The following is a 23,635-nucleotide window of genomic DNA, read 5'->3' on the forward strand; positions in this document are numbered from 1 at the left end:
CCAAAACTAATACCACACATAAAACATTGATAAACAGTATAATGCATATCATTTCAAATTTCCTTATAACGACATTTCCGCAATTATTAGACAATTCTTTTTATTTCAATTTTCAGTTATTTTTATGTGCTGTGATGGCAAGCCTTTATCAGCCTAGCTTACCTACCTGCATTTCAAACTTCAGAAAAATCGAAAGGGAGGACAGCACCACCAATTCGCATGGAAAAATTTGGCTTGAGGTTTTTCTCACACATAATTAAATAACCTAAAGTCATATTTTAGTAGACAACAGATGACTGGAATGGCGCTGGCTATAATAAATTATAAAAATGAGATCAAAGCTCGCGAGAAATCACTAAAATAAGCAATCACATGTATGACAATTTATTACTAGTGAATTTACTCAACACTGTCATACTCTCAATTACAGCTTTCTCTATCAACACAAAGACCCACCTTCTTAGCGGCATAATGGAGTTTGGGCTTAACCATTATCTATCGCAAATCATTTTTGGTGCCACTGACTTCCGCGACTGTTCGCCTTTATCGTTCATCAATCAAAAGCAACGGATCCGATGTAAAGGTTATGGTGATCTTCGTTCCGTTATCGTTTTCAAATTCTAACTCTCCCTCGATATCTTCCGTTAATCCTTTCATCAGACTAAGTCCTAGTGATTTTGAAGTTTGTTTTGCCAGCAAGAGATCGATGCCGGTACCGTTGTCAGAAATGATCAACTGTATTTTTTCATTTTCCATGGCCATCCCAATATTTATTAAGCCACTTCTGTTATCATTGAATGCATATTTAAAAGAATTTGTTACCGCTTCATTTACAATTAGCGAGATTGGAATTGCTTGGGAAACCCCTAAATTAATCTGCTGGATGTCAAAACTAAAACGCACCCTGCTTTGCATACCAAAACTTTCTTCTAAATAACGGATTAGTTCAGGAAGATAATTAGACATATCAACGGTCTTTATATCATCGGTCTGATATAATTTTTGATGAATTAGAGACATGGCATAAATTCTATGTTCGCTGCTCTGGATTGCCGCTAGCGCATCTCCCTTGAGATAAGCTGCCTGTGATTCAAGCAAACAAATTACGGTATGAAGATTGTTTTTAACACGATGATGGACTTCTTTCAACAACCACTCCTTCTCTTTTACGAGATTTTCCAAAAGTTTATTTTTTTGAGTTATTACAAGATTATTCTGTTGGGTTATTGCATTGATCTTTTGTTTGTGCTTGTACTGGCGAATCAATAACATAACAATGAGGGCTAAAAAAATGATACCAGCTATTGTAACATTTCTAACCAATTTAGCCTGTTTAAGAAGTGTTTGAGTCAATAAATTTTTTTGGTTCAATAGTCTTATACTCGTGTTCTTTGTCTTAATCTCGCTCTCTTTAGCCTGTGTTTCATATTGAACCTCAAACTGCTTGATCTGTTTACTTTTAGATTCGTTGAATAATGAATCATTTACGCGCCTGAACTTTAAAAGATTTTCCATAGCTCCCCTATAGTTTCCCTTCACTGAATCAAGCCGAAAGGCACTGAAATAGAATTCCTTGTACCTGAAGGGGTCTTTAAACTCATCGACAATCTGTTTAAATTTTCGCATCTGTTTTTCTGCCTGAGAAAAATCGGCTGTGAAAGTAGAGTATCTCACCAGCTCATGATAAATGTTATAGATATCGTTCATATCTGCTGAACCGAAACCGTCCATCTTATGCAAAATGGTGTAATACTTTTTTGCTTTATCGAATTGTCTTAGACTATTATATGTACGAAGATAATACAACGGCAAAAGATGTGGTTGCTTATTAATTATAGAAACTGGATTCTCTTTCTCAATGGATTTGACAACCGCAATAGCGCTTTGATAATCACCGATTTTATTATAACTGTCGACAATATTGGATAGAATAAGTACTATGGCCCCCTCATCATGGTTAATCTTAGCAATATTGAGCGCTTTGAAAAAATATGGTATTCCATTTTTTCGCTCGGAAAGTGCGCAGTATATAACACCTGTAATATTGTAAATTTGGCAGATCTGCATAGATTGATCGCCGAGATTCTCAGCGGTTCGTTGGGCAAGAAGTAAATAACTAACTGCTTTATGGTAGTTACCTAAGGTATAATATATCGATCCGTACAAGGTATAAACACCTTGAAGCTTTTTATAACCTATTGATTTGTAGACCTCAAGTGATTGCTGAATATTCTTTAGTGCTTTGTCTTGTTGATTTATGTTAAGGGTAAGGTCGGCCAAATCTTTGAGAACAAATGCCTTAAGTTCTAAGAATGGGGTCCCTTTGAGAGCAGCTACTGATTTCTCCAACAGCTCTATTTTAGTTTTCGCACCTGATCCGCCCTCCAAATCGACATACTGTGAGAGCTCGATTAAGGCAAGGGAAAAATGATACCTGTCCTTGGACCTTCGCAGTTGATCTACCGCATTCTGTGCAAAGTTCTTTCCTTCCGCCCTGCGACCTGCCTCCCTATAGAGATGGGACTTAACCAAATATAGGTGACCAAGCGTTGCGGGTGTTCTGGTATTCGGCAATCTTTTTTCAGCGTCGTTTATAAAATTTACAGCACTATCCATATCGGCTTTTAGTTCTCCGGGTTTAAGAATATTATATAATGCAAGGCGGAGCAATGCATCTATCTTAACTGAGTCACTGACTTTTTTACCAATTCTATCCTCGAAAGCCTTCGCCTCTGCTGTGGATATATTGTGGGTTACATCCTGACCATAACATAAGATAGCTAGAGTACTAAGGAGAAATCCCGAGAAGACGAATTTGGAAATGATTTTGAGGAAGCGAAAACTTAACTGGTGTTTCATAAAATCCTGTCTATTTGTTCAGGTGTGATGATTATGCTGTCCGATTGTCGAAGACTATGGCCACTAACTTCCATCTCTTTATAGGCCCATCTAAGTTTTTTTACTATTACGTTGCCTAACTTTATATCAAACCACGCTTTCTCCCTGGAAGTAGAAATAATATGCAATAATTTCATTTGGAAATGCTATAAATATTAGACAGCTATTTAGCCTTTATGCTCCAAAATCATTCCGCTCCATAGTCAACTGATAATGAAGAAGTTGAATAACCTTTTGTACGAATTCAACCACAGCATTTCGCGAGATGATGGCTTATTATTGATATAACAATAAAAATAATTTGTGTGTTGGTAGCGCTTCCAGTTTATAACCGCAATGATAATAGGTTTTTACAATAGAATTCATTTACCCATTAGTAGCCCGTTGCCTTGTCAAGCTGCTTAATTTGCATCATTTCAATTGTTAAATTTCGTTATAAGGTGGATCTTAGAACTCTAAAATTATTAGCGGAGTATGAAATTTGATAAAGAGGCGAAACGATAAGGGATAAAATATCAAGGATACTAAGAAAGTTTAAGACCGGTAACATTTATGATTCCGCTAGGGTTTTTCCTAAGGCATATAATTACAATTCGACCTAAAGGAGAATCACATCCAGAAATTGCAATGCATTGGATGGAGTAATTTCTAGCTAACTACTATGAGGATCAGAACACTTACAACTTTGGTAGCTGAGGAATATAGACAATGAAACATTCACACAACGAAATTGGAATGTTCTTCTACAATTGAATTATTTTATTGAATTACTGAGATCCACTGCAGTCGATCTCCGAAGAATATACAGCCCAACCTGCAGCAAGATTGCGCCAGGAAACAATCGACATCTGCGGGTACATCGTTCACTATGCGAAACCTAATCTTATATTTGGAACTGTAGCTTAGATAGGCTATAACTGCTTCTTGATTCCGAGTTTTTTAATTTTTGAATTCAACGTATTTACATTAACCTTTAAAATTTCTGCAGCCCCGTCGTTTCCCGACACGCGCCAGTTGCACATTTTTAGAACCGAAATGATATGATCTCGCTCGTTCTCCTCAATTGTCCGAATTCTTTGCTCGTCGAAATGCTCGGCTTCCAGATTTTTGTTTTTGGGAAGTGATATAGTAGTGATCAGAGGTCCTTCTGCGAGAAGGACACTTCGCTCCATCAGATTTTCGAGCTGACGAACATTGCCTGGCCAGTCATAGGCAAGAATTTTATTTAGTACATCTTCAGAAAAACCCGTGACGATTTTTCCATTCATGTCTGAGTAGCGCTTTAGAAAGTATTCTGCAAGCAGAGGGATATCGTTTTTACGCTCCCGTAAGGTTGGCAATAGTATAGGAAAAACATTCAATCTATAGAATAGATCTAGTCTGAATCTATCAGAGGCAACCTCTTCTTCAAGATCGCGGTTTGTCGCAGCGATAATCCTGACGTCTACTTTTCTAGTCTGCCCCCCTATCCGCTCTATTTCCCGCTCCTGGAGTACGCGCAGAAACTTTACTTGGAGGTCCAATGGCAATTCTCCTATTTCGTCTAAAAAAATCGTGCCTCCGTCTGCAAGCTCAAACTTTCCTACCCTGGAATTCATAGCACCTGTAAAGGCACCTTTTTCGTGTCCGAAAAGTTCGCTTTCGATGAGATTTGCCGGCAGAGCACCACAGTTCACCACTACAAAAGGCTTTTTTGCTCTCTTGGATAATTTATGGATGGCCTTTGCTGCAAGTTCTTTTCCTGTCCCACTTTCACCCAATATAAGAACAGAAGTTTCTGTTGAGCTTACAATTTTGATGTTTTTTAACACCTCATCCATTATGGCGCATCGGCTAATAATATTGCCCAGTTCTGCCTGTCCTTCATCATTAAGGTGTACAGCCGTATATTTGCCTGATAAAAATTTTTCATTGTGCTGATGAAGATACCAGGCAACATCCAGCATGACCAGCACATCCTTTGCACGAAAGGGTTTTACCAGAAAACCGTAAGGACGGGTCTGTTTTGCGGCATCAAGAATCGTTTTATTGGAATTTGCCGATAAATAAACAAACCCGATGTTCATTTCAGCAAGTTCACCCGCGAGATCGATGCCTGTTAGTGTTCCCTGTAGATGAATATCCAGCATTACAAGATCTGGACGAGTTCGTTCAATCGCTTTAAGAGCAGCTGACACTGCTCTGGCAATCCCAGTAACCACATATCCTGCGCGTTCGAGAATTAGCTGCAAGTTATTGGCTTCTACAAATTGATCCTCGACGATTAGTATTTTCGTTTTCATGATAACTTTAAATCCTTAAAAATGTTAAACGATTTGGATTAAAAAGAATATATTCAGCCAAGGCAAAGGGACGGTAAATCTCAGCCTTATTGCTTGGGATCTTCTATTGATTAGTGGCACTTTTTCCATTGCAAAATTAGTATTAAGTATTTGGCTATGTTTTTTAAAAAAAATCGCAAAATTTCCGGTTACTTTCAATATAAATATAGCTGAATATAAAATTTCTTTCTGTCTAATAAAAACACATGCTGAAAGAAGTTTACCCTTCGAATATACGATACTGCAGTTGGCTTAGTAAATGGTATCAAATACTTCTTCATCAAATTAAGGTCCTATCAAAATCCGTATAATCCCTCAATGCATGAGCACCGGCATACCTCTAATTATTTTTTTTGACTCATTGGGGCAGGATGAATCAAAAAATATTATAAACTCTGTTCCCATGTCTGAGCGTATATTTATCTCCGAATCAATATCTTTGGCAAGACCCTGTACAAGATTGATACCCAGCGAATCGCTTTTTGCCTGGTTTAAATTTATATTTGTGCCGGTGCCATTATCAGATATGGATAAAGCAACCCGCCCTTTTATCTCATGCAGTGATATATTGATCGATCCCGTATCCCCGGGAAGAAAAGCATGCTGAAGTGAGTTTGTCAAAATCTCATTTGCAATAATAGCCAAAGAAATCGCTTTGGTGTGGGCAACCCTAATTTTTTCTAAATCATAATTTAACGAAATCTGGTTGCATTCGGGATAACTTTCAATTAGATACTGGCCGAGCTCGGTAAGAAATTTGGAAAAATCGGTGTGTTGTGTACTGCCCTCAACATAAATTTGCTTGTGAATAAGTGCAAGTGCGAAAACCCTGTGATGGCTTTCCTTTATTGCACTTAACGCATCGCCTTTCAAAAAGGAGGCCTGGGAGTCCAGGAGACTGACAATGATCTGAAGATTATTTTTTACCCTGTGATGAACTTCATTCAGTAGCCATTCATTTTCTGTAACCAGGATTTCATTTTCAGCTAGTAGACCTTTTTTCTCTTCCTTCAATAACTTGTTAAAATTTGCAGCCCTTTGGTTTTGTTTAATAAGTCTTATCGTTGCCGCAGATTTAATCCTATGTCGATATATAAGTCCCGCAAAGGCAAGCGTAAGCACCAACATGCCATAAATCATCCAGTTTGATAAAAACAGCGTAGAGGGCAATCTCGAAAATGTTATACCCTTGGAGTATAGGAGTGAATTTCTCACCCATAAAGTTTTACTTGCAAAGGAATTACCACAAAAAAATAGAAATATTACCAAAAAAAGCAGCCTGCTTAGGTTCGACCTTACATTGTAATTATTTAAAAGTAGCCGAGAATACTTGCAATCGCTTATTAATACCTGAAAGCCTATAAGAAGCTTTTTGGGAATATTTCTTGAAAAAAAAATCATACTTAGGTAAGTGAGAGTTAACGTTAATTGCTGATTACCCTTGGTGCTGACGTTTTATACCAAGCTTTTTCATGCGAGAACTTAGTGTGCTGGAGGGAATACCCAAAACAGATGCAGCTCCGTTATCGCCCGCGATCCTTCCGTTGCAGTGTGTAAGTATAGAAAGAATGTGTTTTCGCTCATTTTCCTCCAGAGTACTCATATCAAAACCGTTGGTAACAGTCTCGAAATTTTTGAGCTGTTTTTTTGTTGGAAGATGAAATTCTCTGATTACATTGTCATTTGTGAGCAAAACGGTGCGCTCTAGCTGATGTTCAAGTTCGCGAATGTTTCCCGGCCATGAATAATCCATCAGATCCTGCATTGCTCTTTTGCTGATCTCATTTATTTTTTTTCCGCATCGCTTAGCAAAGCGGGACATGAAAAAGTTTGCCAGCTCGGGGATATCCGACTTTCGCTCGCGGAGCGCAGGCAGATTTATTGGAAAAATGTTAAGACGATAAAAAAGATCACTTCTGAATTTTCCAGCCTCCATTTCCTTTTCCAAATCTCTATTGGTGGCGGCTATGACCCTGACATTGACTTTTATGGTTCCCTTTCCTCCAATGCGCTCAATTTCTCTTTCCTGCAAGGCACGTAAAAGTTTAACCTGCAAGTCTAGTGGCATTTCACCAATTTCATCAAGGAATAATGTTCCGTTGTTTGCGAGTTCAAATTTTCCAATCCTCCGTTCTGTTGCACCTGTGAAACTACCCCTTTCATGGCCGAAAAGCTCACTTTCAATTAAATTGACAGGAAGCGCAGCACAGTTTACTTTCACCATTAACTGGTCTCTTCTTGGGGAAGAATTGTGGATTGCCCTAGCAATTAACTCCTTGCCCGTTCCGGTCTCACCTAATAAAAGGACTGTACTTATCGAGGGCGCAACAAGAGAAACCAACTTAAATACTTGCGACATTTCTTGACTGGCTCCAACAACCTCGAAAGAGTTCTTAAACGTTTCGATTTCCTCTTGCAGGTATGTTTTCTCATCTTCCAATTGCACATTTGACCTGCTAACTTCCCTTAGCTGGATTTTAATTTTTTCCTTAGCCTCGAGGTTAGCTAAAGTTACAGCAATCTGCGAACATATACCTCTGAATAACGTGCCATCTAAGAAATCAAGTTTTTGTTTTCCCTCGGTAAATGACAATATTCCGATTACTTCGCTTTCAATACGTAACGGGATTGCGAAAAGCGAAAGAGGAGCTTTAAATAGTTCGGATAAAGATGCGGATTCTGGATTTTTAGGTCTTCCAATTGAGATCACATCATTTTCCCCGCTTAGTATTGCATTTCTGAATACACTATCCTCTGTTTCTATAACTGCAGTATTCAGGCTTTCCAGAAGTTCATATTTAGAAAAATCTGCCACTGGATCAGTTAAAACTGCTCGATGGCTTTTCCCATTGTCACTTAAGGCATGCAAAGCAAAGTTGCTAATCCCAAACAGCTCGGTAAGCTGGAGCTTGATCACTTTTTCAAGGGCTACTCTTTTGGTGTAACAGGCAAGATTGAAACTAAATTCAAGAAGCATACTTTTTTCTTTCTCCCGTAGTCTAATTTCTTCAGTTGCTTTTAAATTTGAGACAGCAATAGAGATCAAGCTTGCAACTCCTTCTATGATTCGGAGAGAGGCAGGGGAAGGCCGGAATCCTTCGGGAAAGAAAACTATCCAAAAACCAAATACATTATTGTGCTTACAGAATCGGGACATGGCCACGTGGCTTATCCCCTTTTCAAAGTTTACTTTAATATAAAAGGGGGTTTCATTATTAAATTCATGATCGTGAAGATCAAAAAGTACCGGATCTGCCTGGCTGATACACTTGTCCAAAAAGCCATCCTTTATAGGGTACTTTTGGCTTTTTGCACTTGAATATCCCGGATGGTCTTTAGACGGAGAATTAGGATCTAACAAAAACGCACTGCAGGTTACTCCGTCATCATTTATAGTTCCGATAAGCGTGTGACTAAACCCGAGCATAGGCTTCAAGTTTTCATTTAAGATTTCTAAGAGCTCAGTCGTATTTTTTACTGTACCAATAGAAGATACTAGAGAGTAGAACAGTTGCCTTTCTCTTACCCTTCGGTTAATATCATTCGTCGCATATATCCTTGATATCGACATGGACAATTGGGAAGATATTAAACTGGTCAGACCAGAATGGGCAGAACAGATTGTTTCAGTTGATTGAGTTTCCATCAGTATAAAGCCAAGAACTTCTTTACCTCTAATCAGAGGCATCCCGAAAACTCTTTCCGCAGCCTTAGAATACCACGGGTTCTTCATTGCTCTCGCATCAACACCTTTTGCTACTTCTCCCGGTTCAAAGAGCTGAAATTCTGCAAGACGAACAATTCTGTCTAAGAATAAATCTGAAAAAATCTTGGATTGGCTGCAAGCTCCTTCAAATCCATTTGACACAAAATTATTTTCTTCTGAATAGAAGGTCGAGCACTTTCTATTATCATCCCAAAGAATGATAGCAAAGCTTTCCAGTTTTAGGAGTCGCAGAAGGGGTTGTTCCGCATATTTTACAAGTTCAGTAACGCTATTTGCAAGGGAAATTTTCTCGCTGAGCAAAAACAATTGGTTTATTTGCTCATCTTCTGATGAATTTCCATACAGGCCGGGTAGGCTATCTGATCTTAAGGATCGTGCAGGGTAACTAGTGGTGTTTTGCATTGTCCCGATATTTGAGTTTGGTCGCATAACTTTAGTTTTAGTTTGGTTGGTAAGACTAATCGATGAGCTAATCACCTACAATACCGAACACACCATTCCAATTACCATGCCACTCACATAAGCATCTGAATAACAGTGCTTTACTAATCAATCTTAAGATATTTTATTGATATAGCACTAGCATTAAATAGTAAATTATTGTTATTTCGTTAGGAGGCAGCCTTTTCTAAAAATTATGAGACTACGGTGAAAATATGAATTGAATTACAGATAATTCTGCTTGCGGTCTTGCAGGCGGGTGAGTATTAAGAATGTTTTGGAGGAAAAATCTCACTTACTTTACCCTTGTTGAAATTTCGTTATTATACAACAAAAATGCGAGATAACATTTCTTCTTTTAAGAAAAAGAAATCATAACCACCAAATTATCAGCAAATTAAGTAAGGCACATCAGTTGCAGAATAACTGATTGATGTCCCTGATTGGATTGGGGATGAAAAACTTATCAACCCCAACACTATGAAAACTCTTTTAATTCCTGTAGACTTTTCGGTTCCCTCAACCCATGCGGTGGACTACGCAGCCGATTTGGCAAACGATAGGGGATTCAATAAAGTTATCCTCATTGCTAATTGTATTGCCTCTCCTCTATCAGATTATTGGTCAAACCAAGTTGATGTCTGGGATGCAAGGAGGGAAATGCGAAGAACACTATCAGACTTGAATACCCAATTATTAAATTTAAAGGCCCGTCTTGAAAAAAAATTGCATCCCGATATCCAGATAGATACCAGGCTAAGACAATGTTTTAGTATTAGTTCTATCTGTAAGCTGGCGTCAAGCGAAACTGCGGACCTGATTTTGATAGGAAGCAATAGTTCTCAGCTGGGTACCGAAAGCATCATTGGTCATCAGATCATTAACATATGCAAAAACCTAACGGTTCCCATAATGATTATACCATCTGGAAGCAATTATCAGCCAATTACCCACGCAGTAGTAAGTTTTGACGAGCACTCCTCAACAGAAATATATTATCTGAACAGGCTAAAACACCTTCAGAACAATAAAAATCCAACACCCTTTGAGCGTGAAAAGCCAGGCTATCATCCTGAAGATATCGTTCCCGAAAGCCATAACTATACGCTGTTAAATTCTATCCTGAGAAGCTTCAGGTATTATGTTTATGAACAAGGAACATACGATCAACCAATAGGACTGAGTAAATTTGCTGATTCATATTATTCACAGCTTATAATTGCAATGCCGGGGAATAAAGGTTTTTTTTACAATCTAACGCACAAGGACATTTCGGAGAAACTTGTTATGGATGGGCATAAGCCTGTATTGGTTTTGCCCTGAACAAGCAAAAAAAAATTATTTTCAAATTAAGCTCAATATGTTGAGAAAATCTTTAATGTATTATTTGTAATAAATACAAAGCTGGTTGCAAAATCAGCTTTTTTTGGATAAAAAGTTCTTGCTTATTTTAATATCCCCTTTAGCTCAATAGGTTGTTTAATAATTTAAAAAAGAAATAGATCTATGTCTTAGAATTTTAATTACAAATGCGCAATGTGGCATCAAGCGAAGTCTTATGAGTCAACGTATTGCGGACTTCTGAATACAATAGTTTATTGGATGAATACTTCCTCTGTGAAAACCCAAATTTACATAAAATTAGGCCTTGAACAAGGACAACTTTATATTTCATATATTAAAAGAGAATAATATAAAAACAACAAAAAAGGCGCCTTTTCTCTCAAGTTGAATCCCTAATAAATCATCCTGTAAACATTTACGTAGTAAACCTTAAAATGTATTCCGAGAACACCTCATCATGAGAAATCCTATAATCAATGTATAAAAAAATCCCCATTCAGGTACTGAAAGGGGATTTAAAAAGATAACGAAGTTTATTTAGCAGTCTTTTTGGATGCGGTTACGATTACTGCAGAAACTTCTTCTGGATGTGTTATGAAGACAACATGACTTCCTTTTAATTTAGTGATTATACTATTTGATCTTTTGTACATATTCAATGTAATTTCTGGATTTATACTTTTATCATCACTTGATGATATTCCGTACGTTGGTTTAGATTTCCATGCTGCTTCGGTAACAGGGGTTCCAAAGGCCTCGCCAGGTATAAAGCCCTGAGAGGCGAACATAAAATCGGCTAGTTCTTTGCTTACGTCACCACAAAACCCAGCGTGAAATTTAGCTTTGTCATAATATACATTTCCTTTTTCATCAGGTGGGAGTAAACCGTTTTCAGGTTTTGAAGGCAAACTTGTTGCAAGTTTTACACTTGTCTCGCCAACTTCAGGTTGAAATGCGTTAACATAAACCAGTCCTACAACTTTCGGGTTTACCCCTGCCTGGGTGATCACCGTGCCACCCCAGGAATGACCAACCAAAATCACCGGTCCGTCCTGCTTATCGATGGCAAAGTTGGTTGCGGTAACATCATCCTTCAAAGAGGTACAAGGATTTTGGACAACTGTCACATTGTACCCTTTTTTGGTAAGTATCCTAAATACGCCTTGCCAGCCTGATCCATCAGCCAAAGCGCCGTGAACAATGACCACATTTTTGACAAAAGTCTCCTGCGCTATTCCATTAAAAGAGATACCTATAGCGATTAAGAAGGTTGCAAATACAACCAATTGTTTTGACCAAAAGGCCGTTTTCTGTGTTTTCATAAAATTAAGCTTTAATGTTGGTTAACATGTTTTTATAACTTATAGACCAAATATAAGCCAACATACAAAAACCTGAAATTCAATTAATTAACAATCACACTAACAATGAATGGAGTTGATATTTCGCGAAATAATAGATAGTTGGTTACATATAGTGAATTTAACAAGTATTGTTCAACCGGACATCCAGATGTTTGTTCTATATAAATATCGAATTATCTCTTTAGAAAAATAGGGCTTCTGGGTCAAAGACTTAAAAAGTATGCTTTCATGGAGTGTCGTTTAGGTAGGAGGTACTTCGAGTAAATTCCCGCGATTGATAAAAATATTATGGCCCAACAGAGTGTCGGAACCGTAATCCTACCTGCTTGTATTCGATGGCATATAAAAATCTTCGATAATTGACCAGCGAGACTATAAGGCTTACGTCGGCCGCCTGATTATCTGAGGTTATTAGTTTTTGCTAAGAATCAAATTAGTAGAATAGAATCTTTTTCTTTAAACAGATTAATATTCCTGCATCCAAAACATGCGAATGTAGTTCTTGTTGACCAGGTAGACCTTGAATGCATTTTTTATCTTTTCGGCCTATGTTCAATTTAGTCCTTTTCTGTACCTGAAAATTAGTTAGGAACCATCTTTTCCCAATACTGATTGGCTAAATAAAATCGTCCTAAGTCATTAGTCTCCAAATCATTTTTTTGGCAACCAATTTTCTTCAGCTATAAATTCATCCGGCTCATCACCACAAAGATTCTTTGACTTGTGTAAATGCAATTTGTTCCCACGATAATAATGAGCTTTTGAGAATATTGAGGTGCTCCGTCAAGGTAAACAGAAAAAACGGAGCCTCACGGCGTCCTCTCGCTAAGCTGTAAATTTAGTGATCTAACAGGAAACTGACCAATATGAATTCTGAACTATCTTCCCAGTAACTTTTAGATTGTTTTTGCAGAAGTAGATCCAAAATTTTTTCTTCTCCATCCAATGAAACTTATCGAAACCTTCGTTAATTTATTGCACTAAAAATCTGACAGGCCAGTATCTGTTACTGATTCAATTGTAAAAAGAACACGAATCTTGGTTCCTCCATCATTGATTATTGTAAAGTTCCCTTGAATGTCCTCACTTAATCCCGCCAAAAGTTTCAGTCCCAGCGAATTTGAGCTGGCGTTGATCTTTTCAGGTGCTATACCTACCCCATTGTCCTCTACACGCAGCTCAATCGTATTATCTGAGGTATGTATGGAAATATTGATTATACCTGCGATATTATCCGGAAAGGCATATTTAATGGAATTAGTAACTGCTTCATTTATAATCAAAGATAATGGAACAGCATAAGATACGCCAAGGTTTATTGGCTCTATATCCAGCTCAAATCGAATTCTGTTACCCGTTATTAGACTATCTCTGAGATAGGAAATAAATTCAGGAAGAAATTTGGACATATCGACTGTTTTTATGTCCTCCGACTGGTAAAGTTTCTGGTGAATGAGCGACATTGCGTAAATTCGGTGCTGGCTTTTTTCGATAGCATTAAGTGCGTCGTCCTTAAGATAAATAGCCTGGGATTCAAGAAGGCATATTACGGTATGGAGGTTGTTTTTTACCCGATGGTGAACTTCTTTTAAAAGCCATTCTTTCTCTTTAACTAAATGTTCCAGTTGGAAATTTTTATTGGAAATCAACTTATTAGTTTTTTTACGATGAGCGCTTTGTCGGAAAAGTAAACCTGCAATAACAAACAACAATCCAGTACCAGTAAAAGTTACGTTTCTTATGAGCTTGGACCGCTGAAGCTCTGCCTTTTCGATTGCGGAATTTTGATTTAAAATCTTGATTTTATCTTCTTTTTGCTTGGTTTCATATTTTATGTTCAAATCCTGAATATCCTTATGCCTTTTTACTGATATATAATCGTTATCAAGATCATTGTGTCGGCTTAGATGACTCATTGCCGACTTATAATTTCCTGCAGCCGAATCAGTCAAAAAAGCGATGTACTGAAGGTGAGATTCTGCTTTGACGGGAAGTTGCTGTTTCACTTTAAAAATGCGTTCCAGATATGGATTGGCTTTTGCAAATCTTTTAGTGTCGATGTAAAATTGGGCCATATCTTTATGGTCATACCAAAATGCCTGCTTATTTTTAACCAGTATGTCATATGCTCTAAGCAAAAAACTTTCTGCCAATTTGATATTGCCAAGATCCCAGTAGCAAAACCCGATCTCCTTATCATACCTCGCCCTTTCCGCTTGGTTCATTGCAGGAAATTCTTTGGATTTTTCCAGCATGAAGGCAAGTGCCTCGCGGGGTTTTTTCATTGATCTAAGCAGGCTCGACAAATCCGGAATAATATTCTGCATTCTGTCCCCGAAACGTCCATTATAAATTTTGAACTGCGAGATTGTGAGCTTTGCGTATTCAACGGATTTTTCTCGGCGGCTCGTTACACGGTAAACACCCGCAACCGCTCCGTAGTAATCACCCAGGCCTGCCGAATCACCGCTTTTTTTTATGCTTACAAATGCCTCACGCAATAGTGGTATCTCTTTGTCATATAGTCCATGATATCGATAGTAAACATTAAGGGTCATGTACACATGGTGGACTGGCAGGTACTGGCCTGCTTTTAATTCTTTGATGATATTTAAGAATTCTTCTTCGATTTTTGGCTTATTATCATAGATATGCGAATAGGCAATAATATTCCTTGCCAACAATTCACGCATTTTATCTTTTGCTTTTATAGCAGAATCCCTGGCAGCCTCTGCAAATCGGAAGAGATCCTTGTAGTGGATATCTGTAATATCATCTGCTGCATAAAAACTTTTATAGCTAAGTGCGAGAAGCATGTCGATTTTAAGGGAGCCAGAAACAGTTGTTAGCATTGCTTCAGCTTCGCTGAACCTCCCTTCCTCACCCAATATTTCTGCAAGGCGTATCTGAGCCTTTCCAAAACCGCCAACATTTCCTTTTTTTTTACTGAGCTGGGAGGCACGAAGCGCATATTGTTTGGCTAAACCGAGTTCATCAACCCTCTGGAATGGTTTATTATAGAATAGATTGCTCAGGTCTAATAATACCGATATTTGACTGGATTCGTTACTTGTTTTTTTGAGCTTTAGTAGCAGCGCTGTCTTGTATCTTAAAGGTATCGGATCGGGCGCACCGTAATACTGCGCACGTGTAGAAAAGCTGAATAACAACAAAAAGTACACTGCAATATGGGCACCTCGATTAAGCATGTTGCTTTGATGACTGCTAATCTTATGCTTCCCGCTCATATTGGGTATTTTAGGTTGTGAGTTTGCAATTTATATTTCTCAGCACATGTTCCCTGCTCATAAAGCGGTAATAGTAAAAGTCGGCTACGGGATAAATATCTCTGATGACCGAAGCGGTAAGCAGTAAACATCAAGTGGACGCGCAAATCTAGTATAACCAGGTCTCGTACATGATCTCTTAGACATCGATCATGATAACAAAAAAGCATCTGTTTATCTTAATCTAAAATAAACCAAATTTATTTACTTAGCAAGTAAAAACTAGGGAGCGTTTTTTATAAAAAGTAGTTTCCCCTAAATGCGATATTGACTATTAGGCAACTCAACTAAGCATTCCGTGACATTCAGTATTTGCCCATAATTGCGCTTTATCAATATTTCAGCACAAAGGTAAAATAGGGATACCATCCTTCTTTTGAATAGCTGGCTGCGATTTTAACCAAAGAAAGGGAGGCAGGCGCGAAATATAAACCGCCACCAACACCATGATGAAAAACAGATGACTGTTCGCCTCGCTTCCACACTCTTCCCACATCGTATAAGCCGAGGACACCTATCTGCCCTGGAAGGACATAATTAACTAGGGAGCCCAATTTCCAACGGAGCTCCAAGTTATTAAACAGGCTTTGCTCTCCTGCAAACCGATATTGTCTATACCCCACCAGATTTCGCTGTCCTCCAAGGCACTGGGCCTGAAAGAATGCAGGTTTTCCAGCAGTCAGTCCTCCTCCAACCCGTTCGGCAATAACAACTGTTGCAGCAGCATCTAGTTTCAGATGGTAGGCAACACTTGCATTTAGTTGTCCATAATCGTTTGAATTTTGGTTAAAGCCCGCATTGGCGGTCAGCTTTAAGTCCAGTAAAATTCCACGAGAAGGCAGTATATCATTGTCTCTGGAATCAAGACTGTACTTTAATGTTACGCCTGCATATATTTTTTCCTGAGCGACATTCGCGCTGTCCGATGAATGTAGATTTTCGGGGATGCTAATAAACCTACCTTCATTTGGTCCAGGTCTAAAGTTATAATACTGGAAGGAAGGACCTACGCTGAAACTGGATTTTTTTGATCTCCATCGCAAGGCGGTGTTTAGCTCGTACAAGTTAAATCGAACCCGGTAAAAAACTATATTATCCTTTGATTCATCAAAATTAGTTTGATTCCCTAGTCCGAAAAAGTTCTGCGTATTGCTAGGAGCGAAAATAGATGCATGAACAGTTAGATCGGCGCCTGAAATGACTTTTATCCATTCCCCTGAATAATAAAGTTTGAGTGCGGATGAACGAAAAGAATTTAAAAATGAAAAGGACTGCGAATTTCCATATGGGGTTTTCCGAAATCCGGGGTTGATTATTTTAAGTCCAATACCGACTGCGATACCGTCATCATCATTATATTCGAAGGCAGGAAATAATAGATGTCTTCTGTATACATCCTTGGCTCTATAGGCTAAATTGGAAGAGTCATCGGAGCGGTAAACGCTCAGATTATTTTTTGAGTTAACCTGCGAAACGTAGCCATTTTTAGGTATGTAAAGCTTCACCTGGCTTTTTAGCGTATCAATGCTATATTTCTTTTCTTCTTGCCCTCCTACAACTCTTATTTTAATGGAGGAGGTAGAATTGTTTATTGATAAAAGGTCTTTTCCCTCGTGCATGAAAACCCTGATTTCCCTGGTAATATCAGGATCAAACACTCGTAAAAAAGTAGGACTTTTGGTCTGTCCGATATGGTGCACAGTAACGGATAGCCTTCCATCAGGCAAACCATCTATCGAGATCCGTTCGGATTTATCACTTAGTTCGACATCGACAATCCTATTAAAAAAATGGTAATATTCTCTCATCAATTCCGGCATAGCAGTGCGGCGTTTCCGAAGTTGGTCGAGAAGTTGCCCATGTCTGGCCGTGTATCCCGGTTCTGGCAGCTGTTTTAAAGCAGATTCTAAAACTTGATCTGTCATAGCTGCGCAAAAGTCATCAACAGTCGCATTCCAGCTTTCTTGAGAAATTGCGGAAAACCACTTTGCATTTATTTCTCTGCCTTCCCATAAATACCAATTAATGTTTTTTATGTTTCTTTCGTAGCCCTGCATCATGGGAAGGAACCATGATCTTTGGGCATACCTCTGTATTTTCCCGTCTGAACGGAAAAACACCTGATCTCTGTCCCGAGGGATTGGCACATAAGTCATTGTTTTTCCTGATTGGACAAGCCTCCATCTCCATTGGTCATCATGCCGGTCCCAGTCTCCTATCAGAATGTCGAGACACTTAAGCTTTAAATAAAGTTCGCTGTCATAGCTGATGTGGTTATCCTCGCGGAGCTTTCGCATCATTTTAGCTGTATTATCACTTGAACCAAGCGGCTCTCTTTTTTCTAGCAAGCAAACAGTTCCCGCAAATTCATTCTCAAATTCACCAAGCCCTTGATCTTTGGCTACCCAGCCGATAACTGGCAGGCTATGGGGTGCAAGTATTGCTTCAGCCAGGTGGGGCACAATGAGCGCCGAAAATGGGTGCTGTGCGGACATATTGTCCTTTATTATTTTTTTTAAAAAAGTTTCTCTTAAGTTTGGCGGCAGTAGTACTTCAGGATACTTTTCAACACTCCTCAATGTCCATTCATTTCCCTGGGCATCTTTTAACCTGAGTGACCGGGTCTGGTTTCCGCCTCCTCGCTGAATTACTTTAAGACCTCCTGATATTTCTCCAATCTTAAGCACAGGCAAGCGTGTTTCAGCAGCATATTCTTTTCTGTAATTTTCTCCGAAAATTTTTCGATGGAGCTTGCCTACACTGTCATAAGCTGGCTTTACCTTAACAGTTACACTATCTCTGTAAAGTGTTGACTGGGCAAAAATTGGTTGTATAATTCCAAAATGAATCAACACCGATAAATAAAATGAAGATTTTTTCATGATTTGGTTTATCTGTTTAAGCCTCTTTAGTCGAAAGCGGCAATTCACACATTAACAAAACCCAAACCAAGTAATAAAACATTGATAAACTGCGTTTTATAAAAAAAAATAATTTATACGATAACGATATTTCGTATAGAATCCATTTTCTACTCTAAATATCGTTAGACATGTTAGCAAGCTGATTCACCATAATTAAGTGATCCAGGTTAGCATAACTTTCAGTGATTGTCTCTGGTAAGATCCTATTTTATTTTAGCGTACAAAAAAGGCTGCCCAAGTGTGGACAGCCCAAATAGAGACAGACAAAAGATATTATTGTCCAATTGGAAATGCATAAGCTACTCTTAGTGCTAGAACATTGTTGCTTGAACCATTTTCAGAGAATTTACTGTTACCCTCAAATCTGACTCCGGTATCCAGATAACTCTTGCCCCCTAAGGGTATTAAATATCCCACTTGCGGTGCATAGACAAATGAAGCCGATTTTTCATTGTCTCTGTCGAGAAGAAATGATACCCCTGCCTCCCCTTGTACATAAAAATTTGAAACAGCGAAGTATTTCAATCCTGCTTTCACTGGGATCAAATGCACATCGTCAACAAAAGCAGACAGAGATTTATCAGCAAAAACATTATTGTAGCCAGCATTTATGGTAACATAAAGTTGATTTCCCGCAATTGGAATATCCGCCTGAACGGAGCCGCCCAGACTCCATTTGTAAGTGTCTGAAAAAGTTCCAATTGGCAGTCCGACATCTGCGCCTACAGAATAACGAACTCCACCTTCTCTTGGCGTCTGGGCAAAGGAACGCGAAGCGATTAAAATAAAAATAATGGTTAGGGATAAGAAGTTTGTGATATAATTTTTCATAATTTAAGAGATTAAGTAAAATTTTAAGATCAATTGTTCGGTCTATTTTTCAGCCTGATCTCTGGGCAGATAATTTCTTGTGGGTTAATCCGATTTATAAGATTTAAAGAACTTCTGAAAATGTAGAGTAAAGACCATATCTTTTCCTTGATGGCATATTGAGAAAATAAAGGTTCTAGCGAACATTAACTGTGAAAACACGCTTTGTCAAATATCCCTTGACTCGCCGATTTCCATAAGTATGAGTTCAATCCCTGCATCTCTAAAGTCTTCTATTGCCATTTGATGGTTTATTTTAATAAATCCAAAAGTATCGTAATGAACCCCAACCATCTTCGTCACTCCAATCATTTGGCAGGCGGCAATGGCATCTTCAACTCCCATTGTCAATCCATCTCCGATCGGCATGACTGCAAAATCCATTTTGCCCCATTTGGAAACGAGTTGCATGTCAAGGGTTAGTGCGGTATCTCCTGAATAATAAAAATTCCCTTCAGGTGTCTTGAATGCATATCCACATGGAACACCCCCGTAGCTTCCGTCTGCAAAACTACTTGAATGCACCGCCGCAAATGATTTCACCGTTCCGAAGTCGAAATCGTATTTGCCCCCAGGATTTATCGGATGGGTGTTTTTGAGACCGTTTGCATTATACCAATTGTAAAGTTCCCATCCCCCAAGGGCCTTCGCACCAGTCTTACCTGCAATAAGCAACAGGTCAGTAATATGATCAAAATGGGCATGTGAAGCAAAAATGTAATCTGCCCTTATTGCGTCTACGTCAATGTCCTTTGCCAAAGGATTTTGCGTTACATAAGGGTCAAAGAGCAGTTCCCGCCCCCTGGCAAGAACTGAGAAACAGGAATGTCCGAAATATGTTATTTTCATCTTTTAAGGTTTTTTCTAACTATAAGCAATGGCACTGCCAGGATATAAAAAACTAGGTATCAGTAAATTAGTGCACATCAAACAATAAAGGGCTCTCGCTATTTCGTAAGTATCACTACCAGTCTCGAAATACGGTTAAGTGTTTGAGCTTACAACTTATTTTAAAATGGTCACTTACGAATTATGAACAAAACCTATAGCTAAGCGAAAAAGGGCACGCTTTTCTTAATTAATCCTTAGTATTAGGAGAATAAAATCTCTTAATTCAATTCATTTTAAAATGCAGGAAACATCTGCTTTTGCTGGTTGCTCATAAGGGAAATTATCTTCTTGGTAAATCTGTAGATTTGGTAAGAGTGGTTGAGCAAAAGAGTGCTTTAGAAAATCCCAGGCAGAAATTCCTCAAGATCATAATATAAAACTTAGAGAGTTTAACTATACATGGTTTCCGAAATAAACCTTTTGTGAACAGGAATGTGGGTATCTTCTCTAAACTAATTCGCGATTTAGTATCCAGTATTCAAGTAGTTTCCTGTTAGAAAGGAACTTTTACTTTTTATTACTTCGATATTTTAGTAGAAAAGTCAGTAAATAGTGATTATATAACACCTGACAGTGGGAGAAGAGAAATGACTTTTACATAAAAATTAGATACTCGATGAAAAAAAAAATGTTTGGGGATTGAATAAGCTTACTCAAAATCCAAACATGGACACCCACATTTATTTAAAATAATCTTTCAATTGTAGATTAGTGTGATATTAGAAATTGCTTTTTAAGACTTCCACTCCTGAATAGTAAAAAATACCTTAGGTTCTCTTTTTACATCCAAAGAAACAAGTGCTTTTTCAAAAGGAATACGATACGCTCGGGTCATCTGTTGCTCCATAAACTCAGAGACAGTTGTATTCCAGGTTTCATAAACGATTATTGAATTTGGATTTTCCATTTCCTCTGCGATAGATGCGTCAATAAACTTTTCTTCGGATGCAATTACATTGAATAGGTCTATGAGAATATTTTTAAATTCTTCACGGTTCTCATCTGTTGCAATGAATTTGATTGATAATGCTAAATTTTTCATTTTTATGCCTTTGATTATTTACTTATTTCCTTTAATCGTTTTCGCTGCAGAAATAGCTTTGCCGAATCGCTCATGGTGACAATAGCTCCCCCCAGCATAATAACGTCCTTCAGCACAAGTCGTCCTCTTCCGGAAAGATATGGAAAGCCATATTCGCTGTCTCCTAGTTTGGGAACCCAGCTCTCCGGGGTGGTCAGCAGAAAGCTCAGGGTGCCTATGGCGAGGATAACTACAAGCAAACTTCCAACCATGCTCAACATCGGAAACCAGTGGTGGACTGCAACCATAATTCCAATGATTATAAGTAACGCACCCAATCCATCAGCGAAACCATAAGTATTGTTTGACTGATGCCATTTATGAATTTTTGGGATGAGCTCCCCTTCTTTGTTGGTATTTTTCTTATAATCATTTGGGCTATTGTAAAAAAAAGACATTAATGGGCTGTTTGCTACGAAAGGTACTATCCCGTCTGCCTCATAAGTAAAGAATTTTAACCCTCCTATCCATATAAGGACAATCACAATCCCGAGCCTTGTCACTTTTTTGCCAAGGACATCTAGCCCTGCAATGTTTTCAATTATTGATGATATCATTTTTTTAAAAATTTGGTGAGGAATATTTTACACAGCAATGTATATAGATACATTTTACCTTATGCTGCTACTTGTTCTTTCAGTTCAACTGCATGTTCAATTTCCCAGTCCCCCTCAATCATCCTAACAGCATAACATCTATTCGCCTGGGACAGCAGTTCTCTTTTTTGCTCTTCGCTTATTGATCCTTCAATTTTGATAGCCGTAGATATTTAGGTAGATAGCTTTCCTTCCTTGCCCCGGTTCGTTTCCTGGGTCAGCTGGGCATCTACATTCCCGATTTCCCAACCATTTTTTCGTGCAATAAATCTTACTGCTGCCACCTTACACATTGCAATGCCACTCAGTAATAGTTCAGGTGGTGAAAAACCTAAATCTGTACCATTGCTTGCCAGAGGCTCAACTCCCAGAATTGCATGTTTACCATTTGTTATAAGTGATTGATAGCCTGTCGGAGAATTGGTTATACTTAATTTCGTTGCCATAACTTAAAAATTTAATTTTTTTTAATTGACGATACAAAGTTGCAATGGATTTAGGAGTGTCAAATAGACATATTTTCCCGATGTATTAACGATTCTTCCCGAGTCCGAAATTATGCAGGTTAATCCCAACAATCTTCCCCTCTGTACGCATAAGTGACTGCTTTTTCGAGCATTACCTAATATTCATACACTTACGTGTTAAAATTTACCTTTCAATTTCTCATCGATACTCCTGCTTGAATTTTTTAGGGTTGCCTGCAATTAATTTACACAGACCAGTCGCATATTCCTCCTCTCCGCGCATGGCTACAATTGCAGGAAAATGCATTTTCATAATATTGTGAGACGAACCGCTCAGCAAATCATTTACCTATTTAATATTTTGTAATATTTCCGGTCTTTTGCCGAGCTTTGAATGGCGGATAGGAATGAGCACATCAACTCAAGCCAGAGCGCAGAATGCTATAATATCAGACTTTTCATAAAATCAGTTTACTCTGAAAAAATGTAATCTGCTATATTATTCGACCATGCAATCTTAAATTTTTACAACTAAAAAGAAGGGAATCAATTTTGGTTCGAATAAAAAATTTCGTTATAGGCCACACTTTACGGTTCGAATTATTTGTCAAAGAATATTAAAAATACTTCTTGCACCCAGATATCGTTCTATGGTGAATCCTTCTGCGTAAGGAACATTTATCGCCCGCCCAAAAATCTTGTTAGTGGCTTCAATCTGCCCTAAAAGTGCAACTATACCACTGGAACTGTGATCGCTGGCATCAAGAAACTGTGAGCGATATAGCCTAATTGTATCCATTTTATTTTGGAACACGGCAGAAATGTCAATGACAATGTCGGGGATTATATAGTAATCCTGAATGTAATGGTACAAGGCCGATGGACGCCAAGGTTCCATTTGCGATTCCTGAGCGACCCCATCAGAAAGTTTCTTCAATCCTGAAAGGAATGCAGCATCTCTTACCAGCTCGGCTGCATTTTTATGGTCTGGATGCCTGTCTCTTACTGCATTAGCCAGGATAATTTTGGGCCGAAATTCCCGAATGAGGTTTACCACTTTGAGCTTGTTTTCGAATGTATTTTCAATACGTCCATCACCAAGATCCAGATTTCTTCTGGATAAAACGCCCATAAGGGCTGCAGCATCCTTAGCCTCTCTTTTCCTGTCATCACTATTGCCAAATGTTCCCATTTCACCTCTGCTTAAATCAACGATGACAGCAGTACGGCCCTTTAAAATTTCAGATATTAGTACGCCTGATGCTGCGCATTCTACATCGTCGGGGTGCGCACCAAAAGCTAGAATGTCAATATTCATATGATGTGGGTTAAGTCACTTCTATATATGGCTCCCGCTCACTCAATTTAAAGTCGAGTGTTTATGAAGATGATCTAAAGGGCAGATCTTCCGATCTGCCCAGAAA

At 38.4% G+C, this 23,635-nt stretch carries 14 protein-coding genes; 1 reads left to right on the forward strand and 13 read right to left on the reverse strand.

Annotation, left to right across the window (positions count from 1 at the left end):
- Positions 1 to 543: 543 nt before the first annotated feature.
- The 4 genes from ASG14_RS13425 to ASG14_RS20420 all read right to left on the reverse strand — a co-directional run bounded on the left by ASG14_RS13425 (position 544) and on the right by ASG14_RS20420 (position 9,348).
- Positions 544 to 2,859 (reverse strand): sensor histidine kinase, encoded by a 2,316-nt coding sequence (locus ASG14_RS13425; RefSeq protein ID WP_056871553.1) that lies wholly within the window; start codon positions 2,857 to 2,859, stop codon positions 544 to 546.
- A 950-nt stretch (positions 2,860 to 3,809) separates the two neighbouring features.
- Positions 3,810 to 5,180 (reverse strand): sigma-54 dependent transcriptional regulator, encoded by a 1,371-nt coding sequence (locus ASG14_RS13435; protein ID WP_056871555.1) that lies wholly within the window; start codon positions 5,178 to 5,180, stop codon positions 3,810 to 3,812.
- Positions 5,181 to 5,534: 354 nt separating this feature from the next.
- Positions 5,535 to 6,434 carry a sensor histidine kinase gene (locus tag ASG14_RS13440; protein WP_162238742.1) on the reverse strand — a complete coding sequence of 300 codons (900 nt, stop codon included), beginning with the start codon at positions 6,432 to 6,434 and terminating at the stop codon, positions 5,535 to 5,537.
- A 220-nt stretch (positions 6,435 to 6,654) separates the two neighbouring features.
- Positions 6,655 to 9,348 (reverse strand): sigma 54-interacting transcriptional regulator, encoded by a 2,694-nt coding sequence (locus ASG14_RS20420; protein WP_200940341.1) that lies wholly within the window; start codon positions 9,346 to 9,348, stop codon positions 6,655 to 6,657.
- A gap of 519 nt (positions 9,349 to 9,867) precedes the next feature.
- Between ASG14_RS20420 and ASG14_RS13450 the strand changes: the two genes are divergently transcribed.
- Entirely contained in the window at positions 9,868 to 10,710 is an 843-nt protein-coding gene (locus tag ASG14_RS13450; protein ID WP_056871557.1) for a universal stress protein, read from the forward strand.
- Positions 10,711 to 11,264: 554 nt separating this feature from the next.
- Here ASG14_RS13450 and ASG14_RS13455 read toward each other — a convergent pair.
- From ASG14_RS13455 to bshB1, 9 genes are all read right to left on the reverse strand, one after another.
- Positions 11,265 to 12,053: an alpha/beta hydrolase gene (locus ASG14_RS13455; protein WP_056871558.1), complete on the reverse strand. Its 789-nt coding sequence runs from the start codon at positions 12,051 to 12,053 to the stop codon at positions 11,265 to 11,267.
- A 1,022-nt stretch (positions 12,054 to 13,075) separates the two neighbouring features.
- Complete coding sequence (locus ASG14_RS13460; RefSeq protein ID WP_056871559.1) at positions 13,076 to 15,343, reverse strand: sensor histidine kinase; 2,268 nt, start codon at positions 15,341 to 15,343, stop codon at positions 13,076 to 13,078.
- Between the two features lie 371 nt (positions 15,344 to 15,714).
- The gene (locus ASG14_RS13465; RefSeq protein WP_082491561.1) at positions 15,715 to 18,264 is read right to left on the reverse strand and encodes a BamA/TamA family outer membrane protein; all 2,550 of its coding nucleotides are present in this window, start codon (positions 18,262 to 18,264) and stop codon (positions 15,715 to 15,717) included.
- A gap of 315 nt (positions 18,265 to 18,579) precedes the next feature.
- On the reverse strand, positions 18,580 to 19,137 hold the full coding sequence (locus tag ASG14_RS13470) for a hypothetical protein (protein ID WP_056871560.1): 558 nt from the start codon (positions 19,135 to 19,137) through the stop codon (positions 18,580 to 18,582).
- A 207-nt stretch (positions 19,138 to 19,344) separates the two neighbouring features.
- Positions 19,345 to 20,025, reverse strand: a complete 681-nt coding sequence (locus tag ASG14_RS13475; protein ID WP_056871561.1) for a metal-dependent hydrolase — start codon at positions 20,023 to 20,025, stop codon at positions 19,345 to 19,347.
- 775 nt (positions 20,026 to 20,800) lie between these two features.
- On the reverse strand, positions 20,801 to 21,109 hold the full coding sequence (locus ASG14_RS13480) for a putative quinol monooxygenase (protein WP_056871562.1): 309 nt from the start codon (positions 21,107 to 21,109) through the stop codon (positions 20,801 to 20,803).
- A 14-nt stretch (positions 21,110 to 21,123) separates the two neighbouring features.
- Positions 21,124 to 21,705, reverse strand: a complete 582-nt coding sequence (locus tag ASG14_RS13485) for a DUF417 family protein (RefSeq protein ID WP_056871563.1) — start codon at positions 21,703 to 21,705, stop codon at positions 21,124 to 21,126.
- 212 nt (positions 21,706 to 21,917) lie between these two features.
- Entirely contained in the window at positions 21,918 to 22,190 is a 273-nt protein-coding gene (locus ASG14_RS20425) for an OsmC family protein (RefSeq protein ID WP_200940342.1), read from the reverse strand.
- A 628-nt stretch (positions 22,191 to 22,818) separates the two neighbouring features.
- Positions 22,819 to 23,529, reverse strand: coding sequence for a bacillithiol biosynthesis deacetylase BshB1 (bshB1, locus tag ASG14_RS13495; protein WP_056871564.1), 711 nt, complete (start codon positions 23,527 to 23,529; stop codon positions 22,819 to 22,821).
- Positions 23,530 to 23,635 lie beyond the last annotated feature (106 nt).

The organism is Pedobacter sp. Leaf194 (assembly GCF_001423945.1).
In the GTDB taxonomy this organism is placed as follows: domain Bacteria; phylum Bacteroidota; class Bacteroidia; order Sphingobacteriales; family Sphingobacteriaceae; genus Pedobacter.

Excerpts from the sequence above, each read along its gene's own strand:
- ASG14_RS13425 (WP_056871553.1), bottom strand. The coding sequence starts at position 2,859 with ATGAAACACCAGTTAAGTTTTCGCTTCCTCAAAATCATTTCCAAATTC.
- ASG14_RS13435 (WP_056871555.1), bottom strand. The coding sequence starts at position 5,180 with ATGAAAACGAAAATACTAATCGTCGAGGATCAATTTGTAGAAGCCAAT.
- ASG14_RS20420 (WP_200940341.1), bottom strand. The coding sequence starts at position 9,348 with ATGCAAAACACCACTAGTTACCCTGCACGATCCTTAAGATCAGATAGC.
- ASG14_RS13450 (WP_056871557.1), top strand. The coding sequence starts at position 9,868 with ATGAAAACTCTTTTAATTCCTGTAGACTTTTCGGTTCCCTCAACCCAT.
- ASG14_RS13455 (WP_056871558.1), bottom strand. The coding sequence starts at position 12,053 with ATGAAAACACAGAAAACGGCCTTTTGGTCAAAACAATTGGTTGTATTT.
- ASG14_RS13460 (WP_056871559.1), bottom strand. The coding sequence starts at position 15,343 with ATGAGCGGGAAGCATAAGATTAGCAGTCATCAAAGCAACATGCTTAAT.
- ASG14_RS13465 (WP_082491561.1), bottom strand. The coding sequence starts at position 18,264 with ATGAAAAAATCTTCATTTTATTTATCGGTGTTGATTCATTTTGGAATT.
- ASG14_RS13470 (WP_056871560.1), bottom strand. The coding sequence starts at position 19,137 with ATGAAAAATTATATCACAAACTTCTTATCCCTAACCATTATTTTTATT.
- ASG14_RS13475 (WP_056871561.1), bottom strand. The coding sequence starts at position 20,025 with ATGAAAATAACATATTTCGGACATTCCTGTTTCTCAGTTCTTGCCAGG.
- ASG14_RS13480 (WP_056871562.1), bottom strand. The coding sequence starts at position 21,109 with ATGAAAAATTTAGCATTATCAATCAAATTCATTGCAACAGATGAGAAC.
- ASG14_RS13485 (WP_056871563.1), bottom strand. The coding sequence starts at position 21,705 with ATGATATCATCAATAATTGAAAACATTGCAGGGCTAGATGTCCTTGGC.
- ASG14_RS20425 (WP_200940342.1), bottom strand. The coding sequence starts at position 22,190 with ATGGCAACGAAATTAAGTATAACCAATTCTCCGACAGGCTATCAATCA.
- bshB1 (WP_056871564.1), bottom strand. The coding sequence starts at position 23,529 with ATGAATATTGACATTCTAGCTTTTGGTGCGCACCCCGACGATGTAGAA.